The organism is Actinospica acidithermotolerans (assembly GCF_018139625.1).
GTDB lineage: Bacteria > Actinomycetota > Actinomycetes > Streptomycetales > Catenulisporaceae > Actinospica > Actinospica acidithermotolerans.
Genome location: NZ_JAGSOH010000078.1, coordinates 1 through 23,632 on the forward strand (window position 1 = coordinate 1; position 23,632 = coordinate 23,632).

Consider the following 23,632-nt stretch of genomic DNA (forward strand, 5'->3'; position numbering starts at 1 on the left):
CACCAGCGGCGGCCGCCTCGGCGGCGGGCGGGGCGTCGCCGGCGGGGGACGCCCCAGCGTCGGCGGCCGCCTCGGCGGCGGGCCGGACCGGCACCAAGGGCTGCGGGAGGGTTGCGCCGTAGCCGGTGGCCTTGACGACGGCGATCAGGTCCGCCGGGGAAACCTCCGGGGGGTATGCGACGGCCGCCCGCTCGGTGGCGTAGTTGACCGTCGCGGTCACGCCCTCGAGCCGGTTGAGCTTCTTCTCGATCCGGGCCGCGCATGCGGCGCAGGTCATCCCGGTGATCTCCAGCTCGACCCGGTCGTCGGTACGTATGGCGCCCATCGCCTGCTCCTCCCGCATGCCCCAGCCTCAGACCAGCTCGTATCCGGCCTCGTCGACCGCCTCGCGGACCTCGTCCTCGGTCAGCGGACGGGTCGAGCCGACGGTCACCTTCTTGGCCTCGAGGTCCACCTGCACGCCGGTCACGCCCTCGATCGCGGACAGCTCGCGGGTCACCGCGCCGGCGCAGTGGCCGCAGCTCATGCCGTGCACCGCGTAGACGGCGACGACCGGGGCGGCCGCGATGTCGGCGGACGGGGCGGCGGGCGCGGCGTTCTCGGCGCTCGCGGCAGCCGGAGCGGAGGCCGCGGCGTTCCCGGCGGGCGCGGACGGCTTCGGGGTGATCTCGATCTCGGTCATGGGGCGTTCGATCCTTCGCTGGTACGGGGTGTTCGGGTTCTTCAGGAGCGGACCAGGCGGGCGATCGCCGCGGAGGCCTCGCGCACCTTCGCGTCCGCCACCTCGCCGCCTTCGGCCATGGCCTCGGAGACGCAGTGCGCCAGATGTTCCTGGAGCAGGCCGAGGGCCACCGACTCCAGGGCGCTCTTGGCCGCGGAGACCTGGGTGAGGATGTCGATGCAGTACTTGTCCTCCTCGATCATCCGCTGCAGGCCGCGCACCTGGCCCTCTATCCGGCGCAGACGCTTGAGGTAGTCGTCCTTGGCGTCCGTGTAACCGTGCATCCCGAGCCTCCTTCCGTCCGTCGAACCATACCCCTGTAGGGTATACCACGTCGACCCGCTCCGTCGACGGGACCGGTCCCCCACCGCTCTTCCTACGCTGCCGGCAGCGGGCCGTCAGCGGCCCGGGGACGGCAGCGGAAGGAGCCATGCACCATGGTCACGAAGGGGCCGGCGGACGTCACCCAGCTTCGCCTCGGGCATGTGACGGGCCGTGCGAGGACGACGAGGGGACGCACGACGACCACCGTCACCCGGTACGCGCTGCACTCGCTCGGCGCGGCGCGTCGCCCGGCGGACGGCAGCACGACCGCGGAGGTGCTCTGCGGGACCTGCGGTCGGCAGGTGCGGCTGACGGTCGCCGCGATACCGGTCACGATGCGGACGCGGCAGCAGTGGCGGATATGGGGGCGGATCATCGGCATCGGGGGCCTGGCGTTCATCGTGCTCGCGTTCGTCGCCGCGGCGCACGGGATGAGCGGGCTGACGGGCGCCTTCGTCATCGTGGGCGTGCTCGCCGCCTGCAGCTGGCCGGGGATGGCGGCGGAGGCGCGCAAGCACGACGGCGTGAAGGTGGCGGCGGATGAGACCCGCCAGGCGCGGCAACTGCACGCGGTCCTCAGGTCGAGTCGCTAAGCGGAAGTAGCTGCGCAGAAGTAGCTGCGCGGAAGTAGCTGAGCAGAAGTAGCTGAGCAGAAGTAGCTGCGCGGAAGTAGCTGAGCAGAAGTAGCTGAGCGGAAGTACCTGTGGGGAAGTATCTGTGGGGAAAGAAGAATCCGGCCCTCGATATGAGGGCCGGACTGATAAGGGTGAGTGACGGGACTCGAACCCGCGGCCACCTGGACCACAACCAGGTGCTCTACCAACTGAGCTACACCCACCATCGTTCCGCACCCCTGCGGGGCTCGGCACTCGCACTAGTGTAGCGGGTCCGCAGGGGTGCTCAGGTACAGGTTTTCCGCGCCCCGCCGGAGCGGGCCGGGAGCGGGTCCGGAAGCGGCTCAGCCGGCCAGCTTCGCCGCCGCGTCGCGGGCGTCGTCCGAGGTCGGGCCGGGCAGCGGGACGAAGACCGTGGCCCGGTAGTACCTGAGCTCCTCGATGGAGTCCCTGATGTCGCCGAGCGCGCGGTGGTTGCCGGTCTTGGCGGGGGCCTGGAAGTAGACCCGGGGGTACCAGCGGCGCACCAGCTCCTTGATCGAGGAGACGTCCACGACGCGGTAGTGCAGGTGCCCCTCGAGCTCGGGCATGTCCCGGGCCAGGAAGCCGCGGTCGGTGCCGACCGTGTTGCCGGCCAGCGGGGACTTGTTGGCCTCCGGCGCGTGCTGCCGGATGTAGTCGAGCACCTGGCGCTGCGCCTCGGCCAGGTCCATCCCGCCGTCCAGCTCCTCGAGCAGGCCGGAATGCGTGTGCATGTCCCTGACCAGGTCCTTCATCTGGGCCAGGGCCTCGGCCGGGGGCTTGATCACCACGTCCACGCCGTCGCCGAGGATGTTGAGATCCGAGTCGGTCACCAGCGCGGCCACCTCGATGAGCGCGTCGTGCTCGAGATCGAGGCCCGTCATTTCGCAGTCGATCCACACCAGCCGGTCATTCATGGAGTCGAGGGTAACCTTCCGCGCGCTCAACCATCCACCGAAGTCTCGACCCCGGCTATGTTCTCGCTCACATCGTCCGGCTCGTCCTTGACGGGTCCGGCCCACGAATCGGGCTCGGCCGTGCGCTCCTCCGGTGAGGTGCGGAAGCTGTTGCGGTACGCGGTCGGCGAGGTGGAGAGCATCCGGCGGAAGTGGCCGCGCATCGCCACCAGGGAGCCGAAGCCGCTGCGGATGGCGATCTGATCCATCGGCAGGTCCGTGGACTCCAGCATCCGCTGCGCGTACATGACGCGCTGGGCGTTGAGCCACTGCAGCGGCGCGACGCCGACGGTGCCGCGGAATTTCCGGTCGAACGAGCGGCGGGACATCGCCGCGCGGGCGGCCATCGCGTCCACGTCCAGGGGCTCGGTCAGGTGGTCGAGCGCCCAGGCCATCGCGTCGGCGAGCGGGTCGCCGCGCAGCTCGTCGGGCACGTCGTTGTCGAAGTACGGGGTCTGGCCGCCGCGCCGGCCGGCCGGGAAGACGAGCCTCCTGGCCAGCCTGGCCGCGGCCTGGGCGCCGTGGTCGCGGCGCACGACGTGCAGGCAGGCGTCGAGTCCGGCGGCGGCGCCGGCCCCGGTGATGATCTCGCCGTCGTCCACGCACAGTTCACGCGGCAGCACCTGGGTGCGCGGGTAGCGGCGGGCGAGGGCAGGGGCGTGCAGCCAGTGGGTGGTGCAGCGGCGGCCGTCGAGCAGCCCGGCGGCGGCGAGCACGAACACGCCGCTGTCCAGGCCCACGATCCGGGCGCCCTCCTTGGCCGCGCGGCGCAGCGTGGCCAGCGCGGGCTCCGGCGGGCGGTCGGTGGGCGAGCGCCAGGCGGGCACGATCAGCGTGCCCGCGGCCTCGGCGGCGGCCAGTCCGTAGGGCGTGGCCAGCAGGATTCCGCCGGTGGTGGGCAGCGGTCCCGCTTCGCCCATGCAGGCGAGCAGCCGGTAGTAGGGCAGTCCCTGGCCGCGCCGGTCCACGCCGAACACGGTCAGCGGAAGCGAGCTCTCGAACAGCGGACCGTGCTGGAAGAGGATCACCGCGACGGTCCCCCGGTCCCGGTGCGGCGCCAGCTGCGGCGCGGGCTGCGTCGCGGCCGTCTGCGGTGCGCCCCGGCGGGGACGGGGGATAGCGCGCTCAGGCGTCACGATGGGTACGGCTCCGATTTCTCCGGCCTCGGGCCGACCGGACGGGCCGACCTTGCGATCAGGATTCGTATATATTCCAAGATCGCTTCGATTGTCGACTCGGTTCCGTCCGATGCGCCCCTGATACGCCGTCAGGTGTGAGCGGTATCACAGCCTACGCCGGGCCCTGCGGTCACGCAGCGCGACCGGCAGCCGGTCGCCGATCAGGTAGGACGCGATGCCGAGACCGACCGCGACCAGATGCTCGCGGCCCGCGAGGTTCGGCAGCAGCACCGTCTCGAGCACCATGGCGAGCACGACGGCCGCCAGCACGATGTAGGCGCGGCACCTGAGCAGCACGTATACCGAGAGCGCGACGACGACGGTGGACGGTCCCGTGTCCAGTTCGTAGGCGTCGATCTGCGGAGTGCCCACCCCGAGCACCGCACTCACGATCCACATCAGGCGCGCGGAGAGCGTGGTGAGCGCATTGGTGCACACGGCCACCAGCAAAGTGCGCCAACGCCCCAACTGGACCTCGGCGACCGCGAATACGACGAGCACCTGGGCCACGGCGCCCCAGGCGGGCAGGTCCGGCGCCGGCGCGAACATGGACAGCGGCAGCCGCAGGACGATCAGCCACACCGGAAGCGCCTGGTAGACGGCGGCGACGTGCTCGACCAGCCACCAGCCTGGATCGGTGTGCTGCAGCAGCGCGAACAGCGCGATCAGCGCGGCGCACGCGAGCGAGAAAGGGATCGCCCGCCAGCCGCGGGCGCGCAGCTCGACGAGCACCGGCCGGAAGACGCGGTCGGCCTCCCCCGCCAGGATTCTCGCGGCGCGCCGCGGGCCGAACCGCGAAATCCCCGCTTCCGCACCGTTCCGTCCCGCCACTCGGTTCACCCTAGGACATCCGGGGGCTGCGCGCCCGGCAATTCGAGGTGTGTCAGGGCTCAGAGGTTGTCGCGGAGCGCCGAGAGGCCGTTCTCCACCAGCGGGGCGACCCAGCTGCCGGCCTTCTCCAGGCCCGGCGGCACCGGCAGGCCGTGCCTGACCCGGTAGTGCAGCACCTCGAGCAGCCCGGCGACCCGGTAGTGGTTGAGCGCGATGTACCAGCCGATCCGGCTCAGGTCGAATCCGGTGCGGGTCGCGTAGCGGTCGGCCAGCTGGCGCTTGGAGGGGAAGCCGCGGGTACGGGTGTGCGCCGAGGCGATCGGGTTGAGCGGCTGGTCGGGGCCCTCCCAGAAGGTCAGCAGCAGGCCGAGGTCGACCAGCGGGTCGCCGATCGTCGCCGCCTCCCAGTCGAGCACCGCGTTGACCCGGCCGACCGAGGCCAGGTCGAACACGACGTTCTCCAGGCGGTAGTCCCCGTGCAGGATGGCTATCCGGCCGTTCGCCGGCACCCCGGCGCGCAGCGCCGCGGCCAGCCGGGCCAGCCTGGGCACCTCGCGGCTCGCGCTGGCCGCGTGCAGCCGGTCCCAGCGGTCGACCTGGCGGATCAGGAACTGGTCGGTGCGCGCGTAGTCGGCGAGGCCGGTCGCGCGCACGTCGAGCAGGTGCAGCGCGACGAGGATGTCGAGCAGTCCGTGCGAGACGGCCCGCGCCTGGCTGGGGCTCAGGGCCGCGCACTGCTTCTCCGAACGGTAGACGGTGCCGATCGCCTTGGCGGTGACGAAGAACGGCGCGCCGATCACGGAGGTGTCCTGGCAGAGCAGGTAGGGCTCGGCCACCGGCACCCGCCCGGCCCGGCCGTGCGTCTGATGTATGGCCCTGATGACCTGGTACTCCCGCCGGATGTCCGAGCGGCTGGTCTCCGGGGCCGGCGCGGCCAGCGCGGCGGGGACCGGGACGTGGCCGCCGGGGCCGAGCGGCAGCGGCGGGCGGCGCAGCACCAGCACCCGACCGTCGGCGTCGCAGAGCTCGTAGGAGAGGTTGGACCGGCCGCCGGGCAGCGGCATGGCGCGCAGCGGCGGTCTGATCGAACCGGGCAGCCGGACCGCGAGATAGCGGGTCAGTCTCGGCAGGTCGAGTCCCACGACCGTGTCCGACCAGGTCTCGGCGGCCACCCCCGTGGCGCTGCGCTGATGGTTCGGGGACGGGCCGTCCATGGCGCCGATGCTCACCGGCAGCTCCCAGCTCTATGAAGTATTGAAGTCTCTGATCCCCCCGGTGGCCGTTCCCGAGCCGACCGCTCCGGGCGGGTATCAGGACGGGGCGCTCACAGCGCGCGCCCCGCTCGCAACGTAATGCGACGCGAGCCGGTTGGCTAGAGGGGTGGCTTGGAACGGTATTTCCCTCCTGTTACGGATCTCCCCCTCCCCGAGATACGGCGGCGTTGCTAGGTTGGTCCCCGGCAAGAGCTGCAGAGTGCGCATACCCACCGGGAGAGGTCGTGACAAGACCGCGGAACCAGGACACGACATCCTTCACCAGGCCGCGCAGGCTGACCGCCGCCGTGGCGCTCTCCGTGGGCGCCGGATCCCTGGTGTACGGCACGGTGCTCGCGCTGCCGGCGGAGGCTGCAGCGACGGCGCAGCCCACGTCGTGCAGCACGGCGACGGCGACGGCCTCGTCGACGAAGACTGCGACGGCGAGCGGCTCAGCGAGCGCGACGGGTACTGATTCGGCGACGGATACGCCGACGGCGAGCGCGACGGCCACGGATTCCGCGTCCGCCTCGGCCACGCCGACGGGCACCGCGTCAGGCGACGCGACGGGTTCCGCGACGGGCACCGCGACGCGCGAAACCTCGGCCGGCGGCACCGCGACCGCGACCGCGACGCAGTGCGCGACGACGACGGCCACTGCGACTGGAACCTCTACGAAGTCGGCATCCGCGTCGGCGAGCGCCACGCGCACCGCGACGAAGTCGGCCGGCGCCACGCCCACCACGAAGAAGACCACGGCCGCGGCCACGACAGCCGCCGCGCTGGCCACCGGCACGCAGCCGGGCGCGGACGCGGCGTCGATCCCGGGCTACTACCTGGACGGGACCTCTGGGTACTACGCGTACACCGCCGTGCCCCCGGGAGACTCCTCGTACCAGCTGTCGCACGGCACGATCACCCGCGCGGAGATCATCGCGCGAGCGCAGCTGTGGGTCGAGGCGCAGGTGCCCTACAGCCAGACCGAGTGGTACACGAACCAGAACGGCACCTACCGGCAGGACTGCTCCGGCTACGTGTCGATGGCCTGGGCGCTGGATCAGAACACGGATTTCTGGACCGGGAACCTGAACCTGGTCTCGCACACCATCGCGTCCAGCGACCTGCTCCCCGGCGACATCCTGCTCTCCGTGAAGCACACCATCATCTTCGCCGGCTGGGCGGACTCGGCGCACACCCAGTTCGACTACTACGAAGAGGCGCACCCGGGCACGGTCGCGCGCTACGTCGTCGACGCGCCGCTGTCCGCGTTCCTGGACAACGGCTTCGCGCCCTTCCGGTACGACGGGGTGAGCGGCTCCGGCCTGATCCCCGGCAGCCCGGCCGACGGCCAGCTGTACTCGACGCTCTCGAAGCTCGCCTCCGAGATCAACCCGCCCGGGGTGAGCGACAGCCAGCCGGGCGGCCTCGACGGCGCCGGCGCGCCCGGCACCTCGTCGGCCGACGCCACCTCGACGGGCCTGTCCGCGGAACTGGTGGCGGACGACACCGTCAGCTCGGAGGGCGTGCACAGCGAGGGGATGGTGCTCGGCGCGAGCGGCGTGTTCCTGGTCGGATTCGGCCTGGTGATCCGCCGTCCGTTCTCGCTGCGCGCCTACCGTCGCAAGCACTGAATCCCCACGTTCCGACCCGCCGGACCGCGTTGCTCTTGTACCGCGGCCGAAAGTGGACTATACCTGTCGGCGAACAGGTCTAGTCCACTTCAGGCTGCCCGCACCTCAGGCTCGCCCCGTACCGAGGAGAGCAAGCGCACATGAGCATATTCAGACGGTCACTGGCGCCGCTGCTGGTCGCGGCCGCCGTGCTCGCCGCCGACGTCGCACTGCCCGGCGCCGCGCAGGCGTCCGCGGCACCCGCCGACGCCGGGCACGGAAACAAGGTCGCGATCGGCTTCTTCACCCAGTGGAGCATCTACAGCGGCTTCCTCGAGAAGGATCTGATCGGCGACGGCGCGGCGAGCAAGCTGACCGAGATCAACTACGCGTTCTCCAGCGTGTCCGCCGACGGGCTGTGCACCTCCGGCGACTCGTGGGCCGACTACCAGAAGCCCTTCACCGCGGACCAGGCCGTGGACGGCGTCGCGGACACCTCGACGCAGGCGCTCGCCGGCAACTTCAACCAGCTGCGCGAGCTCAAGGCGAAGTACCCGAAGCTGAAGATCGTGATGACGATCGGCGGCTGGTCCTGGTCGGGTCAGTTCTCGAAGATCGCCTCCACGGCCGCCGGCCGGCAGGCCTTCGTGAACTCATGCGTCGACCAGTACCTCAACGGCAACATCCCGGGCCTCGCGCCGGGCGCCGCGAAGGGCATCTTCGACGGCCTGGACATCGACTGGGAGTATCCGAACGAGCCCGGCGACAACAACCCGTACGGGCCGCAGGACACCCCCGACTTCACCGCGCTGATGCAGACCTTCCGCAGCGCCGTGAACCAGGCGGGCGAGGCCAACGACGAGCACTACGTGCTGACCGCCGACGTCTCGCCGAACCAGTACGCCGCCGCGCAGCAGCTGCAGCTCCCGCAGCTGGCGAAGTCGCTGGACTGGTTCAACGTGATGACGCTCGACTTCCACGGCGGCTGGGAGAACCAGACCGACTTCAGCTCGAACCTGCTGCCCGACCCCAACGACCCGCAGGCCTCGAACGACAAGTTCTCCATCGTGCAGACCGTGCAGTACTACGAACAGCACGGCGTCCCGGCGGACAAGATCTCGCTGGAGATCCCGTACTACGCGCACGCATGGACCGGCGTCGCGAACGTGGACAACGGGCTGTACCAGAGCGCGACGGGCGCCTCCGCCGAGGACCAGGCCGCGTACAACGTCGTCGTCAACCAGCCGGGCACGGTGCACTACGACCCGGTGACGGCGTCGATCTGGAAGTACGACCCGGCCTCCGGCACGTTCTACACGTACGACACCCCGCAGACCATCGCGGAGAAGGGCATATACATCGACCTCGCGGGTCTGCGCGGCGCCTCGGTGTGGTCGCTCGACGGCGACACGAGCGACGGCGCGCTGACGAACGCCCTCGCGAGCTCGCTGTACTAAGACTCTGAGGGACCCCGGTCCCGCGGCTCCTGCTGCGGGTCCGGGGTCTCAGTTTTCGGGAGCCCCGCGCCGAAGATGAGAAAAGCGACGAGCAGCCACAGTCCGAGCCAGACGCGCAGCGAGACGGTGTCCGCGACGACGAGGCCGTAGATGTAGACGCCGACGCCGACGAACAGGGAGCTGAGCCGTGGCACGTCCGCGTACTTACCGCGGCTGAATCCGCTCGCCGCTAGACCGAACCCGGTCAGCAGCAGCGACGACACCCACCAACTGGGGAAGTTGTTCCACTCGATCCAGGCCGCTCCCGCGATCCACGGCACGCCGACGACGCCAAGGAAGGCCGCGTCGCTCATCTCCTTCGCGGGGGCCGTGCCCTCCTCTATCCGAGCGGCCGGCTCCGGCTGCTCCGGAAGGTACTCCTGCGGTATCGCGTCCTCGGGCTCTAGCGCCATGCCTGCAGACGATAGAGCCCCCGGGTTAACTCCGGGCCATCCCGGCCGCATCAGCCCGCTGAGAGCGCCTGCGCCGCCCCGACAGGCCGCTTGAGCGCCCGTCAGATCACGGGCTGATCTTCACCGGCACGTTGAGGGTCGTCTCGTCGAAGTCGTCGCTGCGGATCGTCACGCTCATCGTCCACGTCCCGGGGAAGCTCAGCGTGAGCGGCTGGTCCACGTAGTGACCGGGCCCGTCCCGGATGACGGTCGCGTTGAGCGGGCCGACCTTCTCAGCCGGAAGGGTGAACTGAACCGTAAGCTCCGCCGCCGTGTAGGGCAGGCCCTTCGCGTCGTTGAGGTAGAGGTGCGTCTGGTTCTGGCCCTCGGTGCCCGGCCCCACGTAGATCGTGATGGTGCCGGAGGCCGTGCCGGTGTTGTAGTCGAGCGTGACGTTCGTCGGGCCGGTCTGGGCCGCCTCGACCGTGCGGCCGGGCTGGCTCTCGACCAGGATCGAGCTGATGCCCAGGATGACGAGCGCGACGACCGCCTCCAGCGCCACGGAGCGGCGCAGCTTGGCCAGCAGGCCGGCCGGCTCCATCCGCTGGGCCTGCGCGACGGCGACGCGGCCGGTGTGCTCGACCGTGCGCCGGATCCAGTCGCGGGCCATCCAGCCAAGTCCGGCGAGGATGCACAGGCCGCCGATCTTCAGTACGACCATTCGGCCGTACGGGGTATTGCTCAGCGCCGCCCACGAGCCGACGTTGCGCCAGGTCTGGTAGATGCCGCTCGCCACCAGAGCGCCGACGCACGCGAGCGCCAGCCGCGAGAAGCGCTGAACGGACGTCACCGCCGTGGCCAGATCGCGGGTCGAGTCCGTCGCCGGCCGGCAGACGACCAGCAGCAGCATCGCCAGGCCGCCGAGCCAGAGTCCCATCGCGGTCAGGTGAACGAGGTCGGAGAACACCGCGATCGGAACCTGGATACCGGTCGACGCGTGGTCCGCCGCGGCCCACGTCGCCGCGCCGAGCACGCCGAGGAACCCGATCACTGCGACGAAGTAGGTGCGGCCTCGGGCGGTCGCGTTCGGCAGCCGGTTCAGTGTGGCGGCGAGGAGCGGAGCGGCAAGGGCGAGCAGCAGCAGTCGCGCGACGACGGCCTGCCCGAAGCGGGTGCCGAGCGTGCCGCTGAGCACGCTCGTGTCGAGCGCGCTGCCGAGCGGTAGTTCTCCCGCATAGGCGCCCTGTACGACGAGTACTCCGATCGCGGACGCGAGTGACGCCGTCCAGCCGATCGCCAACAGCCGGAACGACCGCCGATCGGACGCACCGCCGGGCCAGCACACCGCCAGAAAGGCGAATCCGCCGAACAGCAGCGCATAGCCCAGATAGCCCAGCCAGCGCAGCGCTCCGTAGAAGAAGCCGACGGCGGTGCTCGACTTCACGTTGATCGTGTTCTCGTTCACCTTCGTCGCCGACGCCGTGCCGACCGAGAACACGAACGCGCCCTCGACCGGGTGCGAGTCAGCGGAGATGACGTGCCACGCCACCGTGTACGTGCCGTAGCCCAGGCCTGACCTGAGGCCGATCTCGATCACGTCGGGGTCGGACGTCGCCTTCGTGCTGCCGTCGTCGACGCGGTCGCCGTTCGGGTCGAAGACCCGGATGCTGTCCGCGCTGACGCCCACGGCCTCGTCGAAGGTCAGCGTGACCTGGCTCGGCGCCCGGGAGACGATGTCGTTCGCCGCGGGGGCCGAGCCCTCGAGCGTGGCGTGCGCCGACGCGGGAGCCGCGACCGCGAGGACGAGTCCGACTGCGACGGCTATGGCGGCGAGGAGGGCCCTGGCCCGGCGGAAGCCCGCCGGGCCAGGGACGGGACGCGAGGTCACGGATTCTCGCTCCGCCGCGTCTTGCGGACGTACAGCAGCGCCGCGACGCCGCACCCGGCGCCGATCGCACCGAGCACGAGGCCGGCGACGCCGAATCCGTCACTCGATGACGGACTGCCGGTACTGCCCACCGCGTCGGCGGACGTGGCGCCGGTAGTGGACGACGCCGTCGCCGTCGCCGAGGCCGCGGGCGTCAGCGTGAGCACGGGCGCCGGATGGTCCGGGTCGGGGTTGGCGCTCGTGCTCAGGTCGATCCAGCGCACGACGTCGCCGTTCGAGTACGTCTGCACGGCCTTGAACGCGAGCTGCGTCGTGTCGCTCGGCAGCGGGTCGACCGAGATCTGGAAGTCCTGGTACTGGCCCGGCTGGATCGTCCCGCCGGTCCAGTCGATCTCGTTGACGGCGGTGGTGAACGTGCCGTCGTCGGTGGTCAGCGGCTTGGCGAGGGTGACCGTGTGCACGGCGATCGTCCAGCCGGGGACCGGCTTCGCGAGCACCTGGGCGATCGGGTACTGGGTGGGGATCTGCAGCTGGAGCGAGACGGTGTCCGCCTTCGACTCCTCGTTCGGCACCTTGAAGGTGAGTTCGGCGGTCGATCCCTGCGGCAGCGAGGCCGGGCTGACGGTGACGTGGGCGGACGCGGTGGCGGCGATCGCCAGTCCGGCGAGCGTGAGGGCGCCGACGATGGCGGCGCGACGGCGTGCGGGCACGCCGGAGGAAGGCAGCATGAAGTTAAAGCCCTTACATAGAAGAGTTGACGGGACACCTCCTGTTCATCCTGAGCAGGGCGAACGCAGGCGGCCCGCGCAGCACCCGCGGACTGGGCGCCGGACCGGCCGGCGGCGATGTCGTGCGCCGTGCCGTGACGTGGATTCCGCGCCGCAGCGGCGAGGGCGGCACGACGCCGAGCGCGGCGGCGAACCGTCCGGCGAGGAGGTCGGCGGCCGGGGCCACGAGCAGCCCGACGGCGCGGCAGAGGTCGAAGAAGCCCCGCTCCCCGCTTCCCAGCCACCAGCCGCCGACGAGGACGGCCAGGGCGTGCGCCAGGATCATGGCGGCCGCGCCGTGGTCGGTGCCCGCCGCGTAGCCCGGCATCCCCGGCATCGTCTTCGGGCAGAACCACCCGAGCTCTACGTGCAGCCCGAGCTGCCCGAGCCCGAGGGCCGCCGTGACCGTCAGCGGCGACCGCTCCTTGTGCGCGAACCCGTAGGCCGCGAGCCAGACGATCGGCAGCGCCAGCATCGGCCCGACCCACCCGGGGTCGCTGCCGTTCGCGAGCCGGTGCAGTTCGGTGCCCGTGCCGACGCACACGAGCGCGAACAACGCCGCCCGAAACGCCCTGGCCGTGGTTCCACCGAAGTGCATGGCCCCCATATTGACGTACCGGCCACGCCGGGTGAATGGCGGGGGGTGGCGCGCGGCCGCCGTAGGGGCGCGAATGGTCGACGGCACGAGCCGTTCACGCTGTCGGACCCCGGGTCTACGGTGAGTAGTGACAGGGGTGCGGGGGCACCCCTTATGCGGAGGGATGTCTCGTGCGCTCGATTACGCCGCTTCTGGCCTGGTTCTTCACTCTTGTGCTGCTTCTCCTGGCAGCCAGGGCCACGGCGTGCCTGGTCGTCTCCCGGCCGGCGCGACGAGGGCGGCAAGCGCGCAGCGATCGCGTGCGAGACATCGACCGTAACCGGGAGTTCGGTCACGCCGCGATGGCCCTGGGCATGGCCGCGCTGCTGGCACCCGGCATACCGAGACCCCCGTCGGTCGTCAGCGTGACGTTCTTCGCCGCGCTGGCCGCGTGGGCCGCCTTCGACTGGTGCCAACGCCTCCTGGCCCGAATCCGCGGCCGCGAAGTGAGATCCTGCACGGGGGCGGCGGCCGCAGGCCCCCACCTGCTGGACCCGCACCACGCCATCGTCAGCGCGGCGATGGTGGTGATGCTCCTGCGGCCGGGGATGGGTGCGGCGTCGGCGTCGGCCTCGGCGGTAACCGGCTCCGCGATGCCCGGAATGGCGATGGGCGCAGCACCCAGCACGCCCACCCTTCTACTCGTCGGCTACGTCTGGATCGCCGCCCTGGTCCTCGGCGTCGGCATGACTCGCGTGCTCGCGGTAGCGGCCGCGCCGGCCGGAAGCCCCGGCCAAGATCACGCATGCCGTTCTCAGGCCGTGCTCTCCTCCCCCGCCACCGTCTACGCCTGCGAACTGGCGATGACCGTCCTGACGGGGCTCATGCTCGTAACCTGATCCCGTGACAGCAACGCTCACGATCCCCGGCACGGCCACCGCCCCCGCGCTCACCCTGCGCCCCTGGCTACCCCGTGACATCCCCGCGCTGGTCAAAGCCCACGCCGACCCCGCGATGCAGCGCTGGCTGCTGCGCCACGTCGACGACGCCGACCAGGCCCGCGCGACGCTGGACGAACAGGCCGCGCAGTGGGCCGCCCGGACCCGCTTCGTCTTCGCCGTGGTGGAGAACGAAGCCGCCGCACCGGCCTCGGCGACCCCGATCGCCTCCGTATCGGTGCGCCGCATCGCCAAGCTCCCCCACGCCGCCGAAGTCGGCTACTGGACCGCGCCCGAAGCCCGCTCCCGCAACATCGCCACCCGCGCCGTCGAAGCCGCGATGCGCTGGTCCGCCGCCCAATGGGCCGCTGACGGCGAGCCCATCACCCGCTTCGAACTCATCCACTCGCTCGGCAACGACGCCTCCTGCCGGGTAGCGCAGAAGCTCGGCTTCACCCTCGCCCACGAACTCCCGGCCTTCCCGCCCAAGTTCCCCGACCCGGGCCACCTCCACGTGCGGGAGTGGGCCGGCGGTTAAGCCGCCGGCCCCGGGTTCCGCTGGGCCAGGCCGGCCAGGTACTCGTTGTACTCGTTCAGCTCGGCGTCGCCGTCGCGGTCGGCCTTGCGGTCCTTGCGCTTCGCCTCGCGCTGGTCGGACTTGGCCCACTGCACGAACAGCACCAGCAGGACGATGATCGTGGGCGCCTCGCCGAAGGCCCAGGCGATCGAGCCGGCGGTGTTCTGGTCGCTGAGGGCGGTCAGGCCCCAGGAGGACGGAGGATTGGCGAAGACGCTCTCGAACAGGGAGTTCGACATCATGATCGCGATGCCGAAGAACGCGTGGAACGGCATGACGGCGAACAGTTCGAGGATGCGGATCACGAAGGGCGAGCGGTGCGGGGCGGGGTCGACGCCCATGACCGGCCAGAAGAAGAGCAGGCCGACGAACAGGAAGTGCACCAGCATGAAGTCGTGGCCTACGCGGCTCTTCATCAGGAAGTCGAACAGCGACGTGAAGTAGAGGCCGTAGAGGCTCACGACGAACAGCGGCAGCGTGAACAGGGGCGAGGAGACGACTTTCGCGAACCTGCTGTGCAGCAGGGCGAGCAGCACTTCGCGGGGGCCGGTGCGACCGGGTCCGGCGGGGTGCAGGACGCGCAGGGCCAGGGTGATCGGCGCGCCGAGGAGCAGGAACAGCGGGTCGACCATGGAGAGCATCATGTGCTGCACCATGTGCGCGCTGAACAGGTACATGCCGTACTCGTTCAGGCCGGTGCAGGTGATGCCGAGGAAGATCAGCATGCCGGCGAGGAAGCTGGCCGTGCGGCTGATCTGCCAGGCGTCTCCGCGCTGCCGCAGCCGCAGCACGCCGAACAGGTACATGCCGGTCGCCACGATGGTGGCGGCGAGGAAGAACGGCTCGGGATGCCAGTTCAGGTAGGACGAGATCCCGGGCGGCGGAAGGGTGTCCGCACCCGGCATCCCCGGCATTCCCGGCATGCTGCTGGCCATGTCGGCTACTTTAACCCTCGCCTCATTTGAAGGCGGGGGCGGGGTAGAGCGAGAAGAAGACGGTGACGACCAGCGCGAGTCCGACGGCGATGCGCGGGCCGAGCGGGATGGAGCGGGAGAGCGCGGAGCGCTGTTCGATCGCGGCTCCGGCCTCGGCGCCCGCGACCGCCGGCGCCGTCGTGACCGGGGCGAAGAGGGCGGCGGCCCAGCGCAGGTAGTAGAACAGCGCGATGACGACGTTGACCGCCATGACGACGGCGAGCCACGTCAGCCCGCCGGAGATGACCGCGCGGAAGACGGCGACCTTGGCGAACAGGCCCATCAGGCCCGGCGGCAGTCCGGCCAGGCACAGCAGGAACAGTCCGAGCGGCCACGCGGCCCGCGGCTGACGGCTGCTCAGCGACCGGTAGTCGGCGAGCTCGCCGCCGCCCGGCAGCGTGCCGCCGAGGGCGCTGACCACGCCGAAGGCGCCGAGGTTCATGGCCGCGTAGAACACCAGGTAGGCGACCGAGGCGGTGACGGCCGGCCCGAGGTTCCAGGCCTGGCCGACGGGGACCTTCGCCAGATCGGCGCCGTTCCACGTGGTGACGGCCAGCGGGACCAGCACGTATCCGGCCTGGCCGATCGTGGACCAGGCCAGCAGCCGGACGGCGGAGCGCTGCCGCAGGGCGACGGTGTTGCCGAGGGTCATGGTGACCGCGGCCAGGATCGCGATCAGTGTCCCCAGGTTGTGGATCTCGGTGCGGAACGCGATCTCGAGGGTGAGGATCAGGCCCGCGAAACCGGCCGTCTTGGAGACCACGGACAGGTACGCGGCGACGGGGACGGGGGCTCCGGAGTAGACCTCGGGCGTCCAGAAGTGGAAGGGCACGGCCGAGACCTTGAACGCGAAGCCCGCGAGCGTGAGCACCATCCCGGTCGTCAGGATCGAGGCATGGTAGCCGCTCAGGTGCAGCACGGCTTGCATGTCGGCGAAGTAGACCGATCCCGTGACGCCGTAGACGAGGGAGATGCCGAAGAGCATGACGGCGGTCGACGCGACGGACATGAGGAAGAACTTGAGCGCCGCCTCGGCGCCGCTGGTCGACGCGTCGGCCGCGCTGCCGTCGGATCCGCGCCGCTTGCGACCGCCGAAGCCGACGAGCGCGTAGGCCGGCAGCGAGAGCGTCTCCAGGCCGACGGTCATCGTGATGAAGTCGCGCGCCCCGGCCATGACCATGGCGCCGGTCAGCGAGCACAGGATCAGGAAGTGGTACTCGCCGAACGGGACCTTGAAGCGGCGCGGCGCCATCAGGACCGTGAGGAGCGTCCCGCCGAGCAGCAGCGTCTGGATCGTGAGGGAGAAGCTGTCGGCGGAGTACGAGCAGCCCAGGACGGTCGAGTGGCCGGAGTCGAGGCAGAACGTCAGGCGGGGCTTGGTCGAGGCGCCGCCGATCCACAGGCCGAGTTCGGCGATGAGCGCGATGACGATGACTGCGGCCGAAAGCCACAGCAGATCGTGCTTGCGCTTCTCGCGGGTGAACAGGTCCGTGATGAGGACGCCCAGAGCGCCCAGCGCGACGATCAGCACCGGCATGATCGCGGTGTAGTCGATGCTCTGTCCGCCAAAACCGTGGTTCATCCGCGGGCTCCCAGGACGGTGTGGACGGCCGGGTCGGCGGCGGCCAGCACGACCGCCGGCCAGAGTCCGGCGAGCAGGGTCAGCGCGGCGAGCGGCAGCCACGCCAGCCACTCACGCGGTGTCAGGTCGCTGTCATGCGCGAGCACGTTCTCGTTGGCCGGGTCGGTGACCGTGCCCATGCACACGCGGCGCACGACGAGCAGCAGGTAGGCCGCCGTCAGCACCATGCCGATGCCCGCGACGGCCATATAGACGTGGAAGGCGGTGACGGACAGGCCGGGACCCGGTCGCGCCGCGCCGACCAGGACGTAGAGCTCGCCCCAGAATCCGGCCAGGCCGGGCAGTCCGAGCGAGGCGACGGCGGCGAACGCGAGCAGTGCGCCGTAGCGGCGCGAGCGGCCGTAGAGGCCGCGCCCGATCGCGAACAGGTCCGTGGTGCCGTAGCGCTCCTTGAACCCGCCGACCAGGAAGAACAGCAGGCCGGTGATCAGGCCGTGCGCGACGGACGCGAACAGCGCGCCGTCGATGCCGACCTGCGTCATCGAGGCGATGCCGAGCAGCGTGAAGCCCATGTGGCCGACGGACGAGTAGGCGATCAGCCGCTTGAGGTCGCCGTCCGCGCGGATCTGCGCCAGGCAGGCGAGCGATCCGTAGACGATGCCGACCACGCCGAAGGCGGCGAGCGCGACCGCATACCGGTGCAGCCCCTCGGGGATCTCGCCGACGCCGATCCGGATGAAGCCGTAGGTGCCCATCTTCAGCAGCACGCCGGCCAGCAGCACCGAGCCGACGGTGGGGGCCGAGGTGTGCGCGTCGGGGAGCCACGTGTGCAGCGGCCACATCGGCGTCTTGATCGCGAATCCCAGGCCGACGAGCACGAACGCCAGGCTCTGGGCGCTCGCGGTGATGCCCAGGCCGTGCCGCTGCTGCAACAGGACCATGTCGAAGGTGCCGGTCTTGGCGTGGATGACCAGGAAGCCGAGCAGCATCAGGGCCGAGCCGAGCAGCGTGTACAGGATGAACTTCATCGCCGACTGCTGCTTCGAGGCGCCGCCATGCGCGTCGTCGGAGCCCCAGTGCGAGATCAGGCCGTACATCGGGATGAGCACGAGCTCGAAGAAGACGAAGAACAGCAGCAGATCGAGCGAGATGAACGTGCCGACCATGCCGATCTCGAGCGTCAGCAGCAGCGCGGTGAACGCGCGGCCCTTGCCGTCGCGGGTGGTGGTGCGGACCGCGTAGATCAGGCACAGCGCCGTGAGCAGCGTGGTCAGCAGGACCAGCGGCAGCGAGACGCCGTCGATGCCGAGGTGGAACCGCAGGTCGAGCGCCTGGATCCAGCTCAGGTCGATCTGGCCCTGGAACGAGGCGCCCGCCGAGTAGTCGAACAGCGGCAGCAGGACGAGCGAGACCGCGAAGGTCAGCACGCCGGCGAGGGCGCCGATCCGCGAGGCGAACTCGCGGGGCACGACGTAGAGCGCGAGCAGGCCCGCGGCCGGGATCGCGAGCAGGAGCAGCAGGATCGCGGACACTCAGCTCACCGTCCCCACGTAGGCGTACACGGCGGCCATGATCACCACTCCGAGGAACAGGCAGGTCAGATAGAACTGGACGCTTCCGGTCTGCAGCCGGCGCAGCACCGTGCCGAGACCGCGCGCGCCGGTTCCGGAGCCGCGCACGTAGGCGTCGATGACGTTCGCGTCCAGGAAGCCGACGAGCCGGGCGGCGGCGCGGGTCGGACGGACCACGGCAGCGTCGATCAAGCGGTCGAAGTAGAAGCCGTTGACCAGCGCCGGGCGGACCGGGCCGAGCAGCGCCCGCGCCGGATCCGCTCCCTCGTCGCGGCGCCAGGCCAGGAAGACCAGGCCGCCGAATCCGAGCACGAACAGCAGCGAGAGCAGCGTGGTCAGGCCGCCGGGCCACAGGTCGGCGCCGGCCGCGCCCGCCTCGCCGTACCAGCCGCCGAGGTAGTTCGAGAAGCCGCTGCCGAAGAGCACGACGATGCCGAGCAGGGCCGCCGGAACCGCCAGCAGGATGAGCGGGATCAGCTCGGGCTGCGGCGCCTCGACCGTGGCCTCGTGCTCGTGCGGGGCGTCCGGGAACGGGCCGTGGAAGACGCCGAGCCACAGCCGCAGCGAGTACGCGGCGGTCAGCCCTGCCGTGATCAGGCCGAAGATCAGCACGATCCGGCCGGGCGCGGCGAACTCGCCGGTGGCGTTGTAGGCCGCGCCGAGCACGGCCTCCTTGCCGAAGAAGCCGGAGAACGGCGGGATGCCCGCGAGCGCGAGCAGGCCGATCGTCATCGTCGTGTACGCGACCGGCATCCGGTAGCGCAGGCCGCCCATCGCGCTCAGCTCGTTCGAGCCGACACGGTGGATGACGACGCCGGCCGCGAGGAACAGCAGCGCCTTGAACGCGCCGTGCACGAGCAGCAGGTAGATCGCCTGCGAGCGGCCGCCGACCGCGAGGCCGCCGAGCATGTACGCGAGCTGGCTGACGGTCGAGTAGGCGAGGATCTTCTTGATGTCGGTCTGCGCGAACGCGCACAGCGCCGCGCCGGTCATCGTGATCGCCGCGATGATCGCCATCACGATCAGCACGGCCTGGCAGAGCGCGAAGACCGGGTAGAGCAGCGCGACGACGTAGATGCCCGCGGCGACCATGGTGGCAGCGTGGATCAGCGCACTGATCGGGGTCGGGCCGGCCATCGCGTCCGGCAGCCAGGAGTGCAGCGGGAACTGGGCGCTCTTGCCGAGGACGCCGCACAGCAGCAGGAAGGCGATCCAGGCAGGGTGGTGCAGCCTGTCCTGGCCGGTGGCGGCGAGCACGGCGTTGATCTGGAACGAGTGCGCCTGCACGCCGAGCGCGATGATGCCGAACAGGAACGGGACGTCGCCCGCCTTCGTCATCAGGAAGGCCTTGATCGACGCCGGGCGCGCCTCGGGCTTCTCCCAGTAATGGCCGATCAGGAAGTACGAGCAGGCGCCCATGATCTCCCAGCCGACCAGCAGCACGACCAGGTCGGCGGAGTAGACCACCGTCAGCATCGCGGCCGTGAACAGCGAGATCAGCGCGGCGTACGAGGGATAGCGCGGCTCGCCGCCGAGGTACGTGGTCGAGAACACCTGCACGCAGATCGCGACGCCCGCGACCAGCACGGCGATGATCGCGGACAGGCCGGTGACGCGGGTGCCGATCTCGACGTGGAAGGCGCCCGCGGTGCCGATCGAGTACGTGTGGACCGACGCGCCGCCGGAGCCGTGGTCGATCGCGACGAGCAGGGTGAGCAGCAGCGCGGCGCCGACCGGCGCGGTCGACCAGAACTTCACATGCCGCAGGTCGCGGCCGCCGGCCGCGGTGACGGCCGCCCCGAGGGCAGGCAGCAGCGAGGCGATCAGGGCGAGCAGGTTCACCGGGCGACCTCGGCTTCGACGTTGCGCGGGGAGAGCTCATCGGCGGTGACCGGCTCGACGGGCTCGGCCAGCGCCCGCTGCTCGCCGAGGTCGGCGGTGGCGCGCTGCCGGTAGACCAGCAGCACGATCGCCAGGCCGAGGCCCGTCTCGGCGGCCGCGATCGTGATGATGAAGAGCGTGAAGATCTGCCCCATGCCGTACCGGTCGCGCAGTATCGCGCTGAAGCTGACCAGGTTCAGGGTGACGGCGTTGAGCAGCAGTTCGATCGCCATGAGCACCGCGATGGCGTTACGGCGGGCCAGCACTCCGTAGAGGCCGATGGCGAACAGCAGCGCGCCGAGGACGAGCGGGTAGACGGCGTGCATCTCAGGCCTCGGCCTCCTCGGTGTCCCGGCCTCGGCGGGACAGGACGATGGCGCCGACGAGCGCGGCGAGCAGCAGCACGGACAGCACCTCGAAGGGCAGCACCCAGTACTTGAAAAGCTGCGTGCCCAGCGCCTCGCCGGAGCCGAGCGGCACCGCGCCGCGCGGGTCGAACCAGGTGTGCTGGTACGCCTGGACGATCACCGTGACGAGGGTCCCGGCGGCGCCGAGGCCGACGATCAGGGCCGGCCAGCGGTGCCGGACGTTCAGCTCCTCGGTCGGGCCGATCGGCGCCCGGGTGAGCATCAGGCCGAACAGGAACAGCACGATGATCGCGCCGGCGTAGATCAGCACCTGGATCCAGGCGAGCAGTTCGGCGGTCAGCAGCAGGTACTCGACCGCGATCGAGCCCATGCACACGAGCAGCCAGAGCGCCGCGTGCACCAGGTTCTTCACCGTGACCACGAGCAGCCCGGAGCCGAGCGTGACCAGGCCGATCAGCACGAACGCGATCTCCAGGCCGGTCGGGGAGAGGTAGCCGTGGCTCACTCGGCGCTCCCCCGCGGTTCGGCCGGCGGCTCCGGCGCGGCGGGCTGCGCGGCGGCGTCGAGCGCCGCCTGCTTCTTCGCGGCCGCCTTCTGCGCGAGAGAGATCTCCTTCGGCTCCTCGGCCGCGTCGTCGAGGGCGACCGGCGGCGGGATCGTCTCGACCCACTCGCCGAGGCGCTCCTTCTCGTGCAGGAGGTCGCGCAGGTCGTATTCGGCGTACTCGAACTCGGGCGACCACTCGAGCGCGTCGAAGGGGCAGACCTCGATGCAGATCCCGCAGTACATGCACAGCGAGAAGTCGATCGCGAAGCGGTCCAGCACGTTGCGGCTGCGCTCGCGTCCGCCCGGGGTCGGCGCCGGGATCGTCTCCTTGTGCGAGTCGATGTAGATGCACCAGTCCGGGCACTCGCGCGCGCAGAGCATGCAGGAGGTGCAGTTCTCCTCGATCAGCGCGATCACGCCGCGGGTGCGCGGCGCCAGCTCCGGAGGCGTGTCCGGGTACTGGTGCGTGTGCGCGGGCGTGACCATGTTCTTGAACGTGGTCGCCAGGCCCTGGACGAGCCCGGAGCCCGGCACGGCCTTCTTCTTCTCGTTCTTCTCGGTCACAGCACCTTCACCACCCCGGTCAGCGCGAGCTGGAACAGTGCCAGCGGAATGAGCACGGTCCACGCGAACTTCTGCAGCTGGTCGGCGCGCAATCGGGGGTAGCTCACGCGCAGCCAGATGACGACGAAGGCCAGCGCGAAGGTCTTGATCGCGGTCCACAGCCAGCCGAGCTGCTGATCGGCGACCGGGCCGTGCCAGCCGCCGAGGAAGAGCACGGTGGTCAGCAGGCAGAGCACCACGATGCCGGCGTACTCGGCGAGCAGGAACAACGCGAACCGCAGGCCGGTGTACTCGGTGTACGCGCCGAAGATGATCTCGGAGTCGGCCACCGGCATGTCGAACGGCGGCCGCTGCAGCTCGGCGAGGCCGGCCGTGAAGAACACGAAGCCGCCGACGAGCTGCCACGGGATCCAGTACCAGTGCCAGGCGCCGAGGATGCCGGGCAGCGAGAGCGTCCCGGCGGCCATCGCGACCGACACGGCGGACAGCAGCATCGGCAGCTCGTAGGCCATCAGCTGCGCGGCCGAGCGCAGGGCGCCGAGCAGCGAGTACTTGTTCGCGCTGCTCCAGCCGGCCATCAGCGGGCCGAGGACGGCGATGCCCATGACGGCCAGCGCGAAGAACAGGCCGAGGTCGAGGTCCACGCCCACCTGCGTGCCCGGGCCGATCGGGATGACGATCAGCGCCAGCAGGTACGGGATGAGCGCGACGGCCGGAGCGGCCTGGAAGACGCGCCGGTCGGCGGCCGCGGGAACGACGGCCTCCTTCTGCGCGAACTTCACGCCGTCGGCGACGAGCTGCGCCCAGCCGTGGAAGCCGCCGGCCTCCATCGGGCCGAGCCGGCCCTGCATGTGCGCCATGGCCTTGTGCTCCATCTGGCCCACGACCAGCGGGATCACCATGAAGCCCAGGAAGACGACGACGATGCGCAACCCCACCTCGAGCCACCAGGTCAGCGAGCTCATTCCGCGCCCTCCGACGACGGCGGGGCCTCGGACGACCGCGGGGTCTCGGGCGGGTGCTCGCCCTCCGACGACCGCGGAGCTTCCGACGGGCGCGGGGTCTCGGACGGCGGCTGGGTCTCGGACGGGCGCGGAGCCTCCGACGGGCGCGGAGCCTCCGACGGGCGCGGGGCCTCGGACGGGCGCGGGGTCTCCGACGGGCGCGGAGCCTCGGACGTCCGGGGGGCCTCGGATGGCGGCGGCTTCGGCCCGGGCTGCTCGGCTGCGTACGGCTTGAGCCACTCCTCGCCGGGCACGCCCGGGGGCAGCATCCTGCGGCGCCCGGGCGAGGCGGCGGTGTGCTCGGACTCGCCCGGCTCCTTGGCGCCGGGCCAGGCCTTCGCGACCCGCGAGGCCAGCACGAAGTCCTTGCGCAGCGGGTGCCCCTCGAAGCCGTCCGGCAGCAGCAGCGGCTTGAGGTCCTCGTGCCCGGCGAAGGCGATGCCGAACATCTCGAACGTCTCGCGCTCGTGCCACGCAGCGCCGCGGTAGACGCCGATCGCCGTGTCCAGGCGCGCGCCCTGCTCCGCGTCCTTGGCCACCCGCGTGCGGACGATCAGGCCCTGCGCCTTGGCCAGCCTTCCGGGACCGCGGTCCTCGGTGGACGCGACGAACGCGGCCACCAGATACCCGGCCTCGAGCTCGTCGACCGCCGTGAGCCAGTCCAGGAAGTCGGCCCCGAGCTCGTCGCGCGCGGCGGTCAGCGTGTCCACCCAGTGCTCGGGCGGCACGGTGGCCAGCACGCGGCCGTACTGCTCGGTGATTTCGACGTCCGGACCCAGCGCGTCGGAGATCACGGTGAGATCCTCAGCGGTCATCTTCGTGCTCCCACGCCTGGTCCTCGACCGCCCGGTCGAACAGCTCCATGCCGTGGTCCCTGGCCTTGCGCAGCTCGCGGAAGTAGCGCCGGCGCGGCGGCTTCTTCCGGATCGGCGGCAGCTCGGCGGTCTGCTCCACGGCCGGGATCTCCTCCTCGATCACCGGGAGCTTCTCGGTCGGGTA

General features: G+C 70.8%; 25 protein-coding genes and 1 tRNA gene. 5 read left to right on the forward strand and 21 right to left on the reverse strand.

All coding sequences use genetic code 11. The features are described from left to right. The 3 genes from KDK95_RS23010 to KDK95_RS23020 form a co-directional block, all read right to left on the reverse strand. A partial coding sequence (locus tag KDK95_RS23010) for a cation transporter (RefSeq protein ID WP_212520336.1) occupies positions 1-325 on the reverse strand: 325 nt, incomplete at its 3' end. Between the two features lie 27 nt (positions 326-352). Next, positions 353-682, reverse strand: coding sequence for a heavy-metal-associated domain-containing protein (locus KDK95_RS23015; protein ID WP_212520337.1), 330 nt, complete (start codon positions 680-682; stop codon positions 353-355). Positions 683-723: 41 nt separating this feature from the next. Then, positions 724-1,005 carry a metal-sensitive transcriptional regulator gene (locus KDK95_RS23020; RefSeq protein WP_212520338.1) on the reverse strand — a complete coding sequence of 94 codons (282 nt, stop codon included), beginning with the start codon at positions 1,003-1,005 and terminating at the stop codon, positions 724-726. 153 nt (positions 1,006-1,158) lie between these two features. Here KDK95_RS23020 and KDK95_RS23025 point away from each other — a divergent pair, with 153 nt between their 5' ends. Next, positions 1,159-1,638, forward strand: coding sequence for a hypothetical protein (locus tag KDK95_RS23025; RefSeq protein ID WP_212520339.1), 480 nt, complete (start codon positions 1,159-1,161; stop codon positions 1,636-1,638). A 172-nt stretch (positions 1,639-1,810) separates the two neighbouring features. On the opposite strand, the gene KDK95_RS23030 is transcribed toward KDK95_RS23025, so the two are convergent. The 5 genes from KDK95_RS23030 to KDK95_RS23050 all read right to left on the reverse strand — a co-directional run bounded on the left by KDK95_RS23030 (position 1,811) and on the right by KDK95_RS23050 (position 5,874). Then, a tRNA-His gene (locus KDK95_RS23030) sits at positions 1,811-1,883 on the reverse strand. 120 nt (positions 1,884-2,003) lie between these two features. Further along, positions 2,004-2,597: an oligoribonuclease gene (gene orn / locus KDK95_RS23035; protein WP_212520340.1), complete on the reverse strand. Its 594-nt coding sequence runs from the start codon at positions 2,595-2,597 to the stop codon at positions 2,004-2,006. Positions 2,598-2,623: 26 nt separating this feature from the next. Further along, positions 2,624-3,772, reverse strand: a complete 1,149-nt coding sequence (locus tag KDK95_RS23040; RefSeq protein ID WP_307844584.1) for a helix-turn-helix domain-containing protein — start codon at positions 3,770-3,772, stop codon at positions 2,624-2,626. Positions 3,773-3,919: 147 nt separating this feature from the next. Continuing rightward, positions 3,920-4,645, reverse strand: coding sequence for a hypothetical protein (locus KDK95_RS23045; RefSeq protein WP_212520341.1), 726 nt, complete (start codon positions 4,643-4,645; stop codon positions 3,920-3,922). Between the two features lie 59 nt (positions 4,646-4,704). After that, complete coding sequence (locus KDK95_RS23050; protein WP_212520342.1) at positions 4,705-5,874, reverse strand: phosphotransferase family protein; 1,170 nt, start codon at positions 5,872-5,874, stop codon at positions 4,705-4,707. Positions 5,875-6,143: 269 nt separating this feature from the next. Here KDK95_RS23050 and KDK95_RS23055 point away from each other — a divergent pair, with 269 nt between their 5' ends. Further along, positions 6,144-7,529: a hypothetical protein gene (locus tag KDK95_RS23055; RefSeq protein WP_212520343.1), complete on the forward strand. Its 1,386-nt coding sequence runs from the start codon at positions 6,144-6,146 to the stop codon at positions 7,527-7,529. Positions 7,530-7,669: 140 nt separating this feature from the next. Further along, positions 7,670-8,965 (forward strand): glycoside hydrolase family 18 protein, encoded by a 1,296-nt coding sequence (locus KDK95_RS23060; RefSeq protein ID WP_212520344.1) that lies wholly within the window; start codon positions 7,670-7,672, stop codon positions 8,963-8,965. On the opposite strand, the gene KDK95_RS23065 is transcribed toward KDK95_RS23060, so the two are convergent. The 4 genes from KDK95_RS23065 to KDK95_RS23080 all read right to left on the reverse strand — a co-directional run bounded on the left by KDK95_RS23065 (position 8,962) and on the right by KDK95_RS23080 (position 12,649). Beyond that, the gene (locus tag KDK95_RS23065; protein WP_212520345.1) at positions 8,962-9,417 is read right to left on the reverse strand and encodes a hypothetical protein; all 456 of its coding nucleotides are present in this window, start codon (positions 9,415-9,417) and stop codon (positions 8,962-8,964) included. The two genes, KDK95_RS23060 and KDK95_RS23065, sit on opposite strands and share 4 nt — an antisense overlap. Before the next feature lie 106 nt (positions 9,418-9,523). Further along, positions 9,524-11,284 carry a copper resistance CopC/CopD family protein gene (locus KDK95_RS37810; RefSeq protein WP_212520346.1) on the reverse strand — a complete coding sequence of 587 codons (1,761 nt, stop codon included), beginning with the start codon at positions 11,282-11,284 and terminating at the stop codon, positions 9,524-9,526. Continuing rightward, a complete protein-coding gene (locus KDK95_RS23075; protein ID WP_212520347.1) occupies positions 11,281-12,012 on the reverse strand; it encodes a YcnI family copper-binding membrane protein in 732 nt (243 codons plus the stop codon). Before KDK95_RS23075 ends, KDK95_RS37810 begins: the two co-directional genes overlap by 4 nt. 13 nt (positions 12,013-12,025) lie before the next feature. Further along, positions 12,026-12,649: a hypothetical protein gene (locus tag KDK95_RS23080; RefSeq protein ID WP_212520348.1), complete on the reverse strand. Its 624-nt coding sequence runs from the start codon at positions 12,647-12,649 to the stop codon at positions 12,026-12,028. 170 nt (positions 12,650-12,819) lie between these two features. On the opposite strand from KDK95_RS23080, the gene KDK95_RS23085 reads away from it, so the two are divergent. Both KDK95_RS23085 and KDK95_RS23090 read left to right on the forward strand, forming a co-directional pair. Continuing rightward, positions 12,820-13,527, forward strand: a complete 708-nt coding sequence (locus KDK95_RS23085; protein WP_212520349.1) for a DUF5134 domain-containing protein — start codon at positions 12,820-12,822, stop codon at positions 13,525-13,527. Between the two features lie 4 nt (positions 13,528-13,531). Continuing rightward, the gene (locus KDK95_RS23090) at positions 13,532-14,104 is read left to right on the forward strand and encodes a GNAT family N-acetyltransferase (protein WP_212520350.1); all 573 of its coding nucleotides are present in this window, start codon (positions 13,532-13,534) and stop codon (positions 14,102-14,104) included. Here KDK95_RS23090 and KDK95_RS23095 read toward each other — a convergent pair. The 9 genes from KDK95_RS23095 to KDK95_RS23135 form a co-directional block, all read right to left on the reverse strand. Next, complete coding sequence (locus tag KDK95_RS23095; RefSeq protein WP_249161744.1) at positions 14,101-15,078, reverse strand: cytochrome c oxidase assembly protein; 978 nt, start codon at positions 15,076-15,078, stop codon at positions 14,101-14,103. The two genes, KDK95_RS23090 and KDK95_RS23095, sit on opposite strands and share 4 nt — an antisense overlap. A gap of 22 nt (positions 15,079-15,100) precedes the next feature. Further along, positions 15,101-16,699, reverse strand: a complete 1,599-nt coding sequence (locus KDK95_RS23100) for an NADH-quinone oxidoreductase subunit N (protein ID WP_212520351.1) — start codon at positions 16,697-16,699, stop codon at positions 15,101-15,103. Then, complete coding sequence (locus KDK95_RS23105) at positions 16,696-18,231, reverse strand: complex I subunit 4 family protein (RefSeq protein ID WP_212520352.1); 1,536 nt, start codon at positions 18,229-18,231, stop codon at positions 16,696-16,698. The genes KDK95_RS23100 and KDK95_RS23105 overlap by 4 nt, the downstream gene beginning before the upstream one ends. Further along, the gene (locus KDK95_RS23110) at positions 18,232-20,112 is read right to left on the reverse strand and encodes an NADH-quinone oxidoreductase subunit 5 family protein (RefSeq protein ID WP_212520353.1); all 1,881 of its coding nucleotides are present in this window, start codon (positions 20,110-20,112) and stop codon (positions 18,232-18,234) included. Further along, positions 20,109-20,477 (reverse strand): NADH-quinone oxidoreductase subunit NuoK, encoded by a 369-nt coding sequence (gene nuoK / locus KDK95_RS23115; RefSeq protein ID WP_212520354.1) that lies wholly within the window; start codon positions 20,475-20,477, stop codon positions 20,109-20,111. Before nuoK ends, KDK95_RS23110 begins: the two co-directional genes overlap by 4 nt. Before the next feature lies 1 nt (position 20,478). Further along, positions 20,479-21,024, reverse strand: coding sequence for an NADH-quinone oxidoreductase subunit J family protein (locus KDK95_RS23120; RefSeq protein ID WP_212520355.1), 546 nt, complete (start codon positions 21,022-21,024; stop codon positions 20,479-20,481). Then, complete coding sequence (locus tag KDK95_RS23125; protein ID WP_306466647.1) at positions 21,021-21,551, reverse strand: 4Fe-4S binding protein; 531 nt, start codon at positions 21,549-21,551, stop codon at positions 21,021-21,023. The genes KDK95_RS23120 and KDK95_RS23125 overlap by 4 nt, the downstream gene beginning before the upstream one ends. Before the next feature lie 74 nt (positions 21,552-21,625). Next, entirely contained in the window at positions 21,626-22,594 is a 969-nt protein-coding gene (locus KDK95_RS23130) for a complex I subunit 1/NuoH family protein (RefSeq protein ID WP_212520357.1), read from the reverse strand. Then, the gene (locus KDK95_RS23135; RefSeq protein ID WP_212520358.1) at positions 22,591-23,448 is read right to left on the reverse strand and encodes an NADH-quinone oxidoreductase subunit C; all 858 of its coding nucleotides are present in this window, start codon (positions 23,446-23,448) and stop codon (positions 22,591-22,593) included. Before KDK95_RS23135 ends, KDK95_RS23130 begins: the two co-directional genes overlap by 4 nt. Between the last annotated feature and the right edge of the window lie 184 nt (positions 23,449-23,632).

Coding starts and splice junctions, on each gene's coding strand:
- KDK95_RS23015 (WP_212520337.1), bottom strand. CDS start 682: ATGACCGAGATCGAGATCACCCCGAAGCCGTCCGCGCCCGCCGGGAAC.
- KDK95_RS23020 (WP_212520338.1), bottom strand. CDS start 1,005: ATGCACGGTTACACGGACGCCAAGGACGACTACCTCAAGCGTCTGCGC.
- KDK95_RS23025 (WP_212520339.1), top strand. CDS start 1,159: ATGGTCACGAAGGGGCCGGCGGACGTCACCCAGCTTCGCCTCGGGCAT.
- orn (WP_212520340.1), bottom strand. CDS start 2,597: ATGAATGACCGGCTGGTGTGGATCGACTGCGAAATGACGGGCCTCGAT.
- KDK95_RS23060 (WP_212520344.1), top strand. CDS start 7,670: ATGAGCATATTCAGACGGTCACTGGCGCCGCTGCTGGTCGCGGCCGCC.
- KDK95_RS23065 (WP_212520345.1), bottom strand. CDS start 9,417: ATGGCGCTAGAGCCCGAGGACGCGATACCGCAGGAGTACCTTCCGGAG.
- KDK95_RS23075 (WP_212520347.1), bottom strand. CDS start 12,012: ATGCTGCCTTCCTCCGGCGTGCCCGCACGCCGTCGCGCCGCCATCGTC.
- KDK95_RS23080 (WP_212520348.1), bottom strand. CDS start 12,649: ATGCACTTCGGTGGAACCACGGCCAGGGCGTTTCGGGCGGCGTTGTTC.
- KDK95_RS23095 (WP_249161744.1), bottom strand. CDS start 15,078: ATGGCCAGCAGCATGCCGGGAATGCCGGGGATGCCGGGTGCGGACACC.
- KDK95_RS23100 (WP_212520351.1), bottom strand. CDS start 16,699: ATGAACCACGGTTTTGGCGGACAGAGCATCGACTACACCGCGATCATG.
- nuoK (WP_212520354.1), bottom strand. CDS start 20,477: ATGCACGCCGTCTACCCGCTCGTCCTCGGCGCGCTGCTGTTCGCCATC.
- KDK95_RS23125 (WP_306466647.1), bottom strand. CDS start 21,551: ATGGTCACGCCCGCGCACACGCACCAGTACCCGGACACGCCTCCGGAG.
- KDK95_RS23130 (WP_212520357.1), bottom strand. CDS start 22,594: ATGAGCTCGCTGACCTGGTGGCTCGAGGTGGGGTTGCGCATCGTCGTC.
- KDK95_RS23135 (WP_212520358.1), bottom strand. CDS start 23,448: ATGACCGCTGAGGATCTCACCGTGATCTCCGACGCGCTGGGTCCGGAC.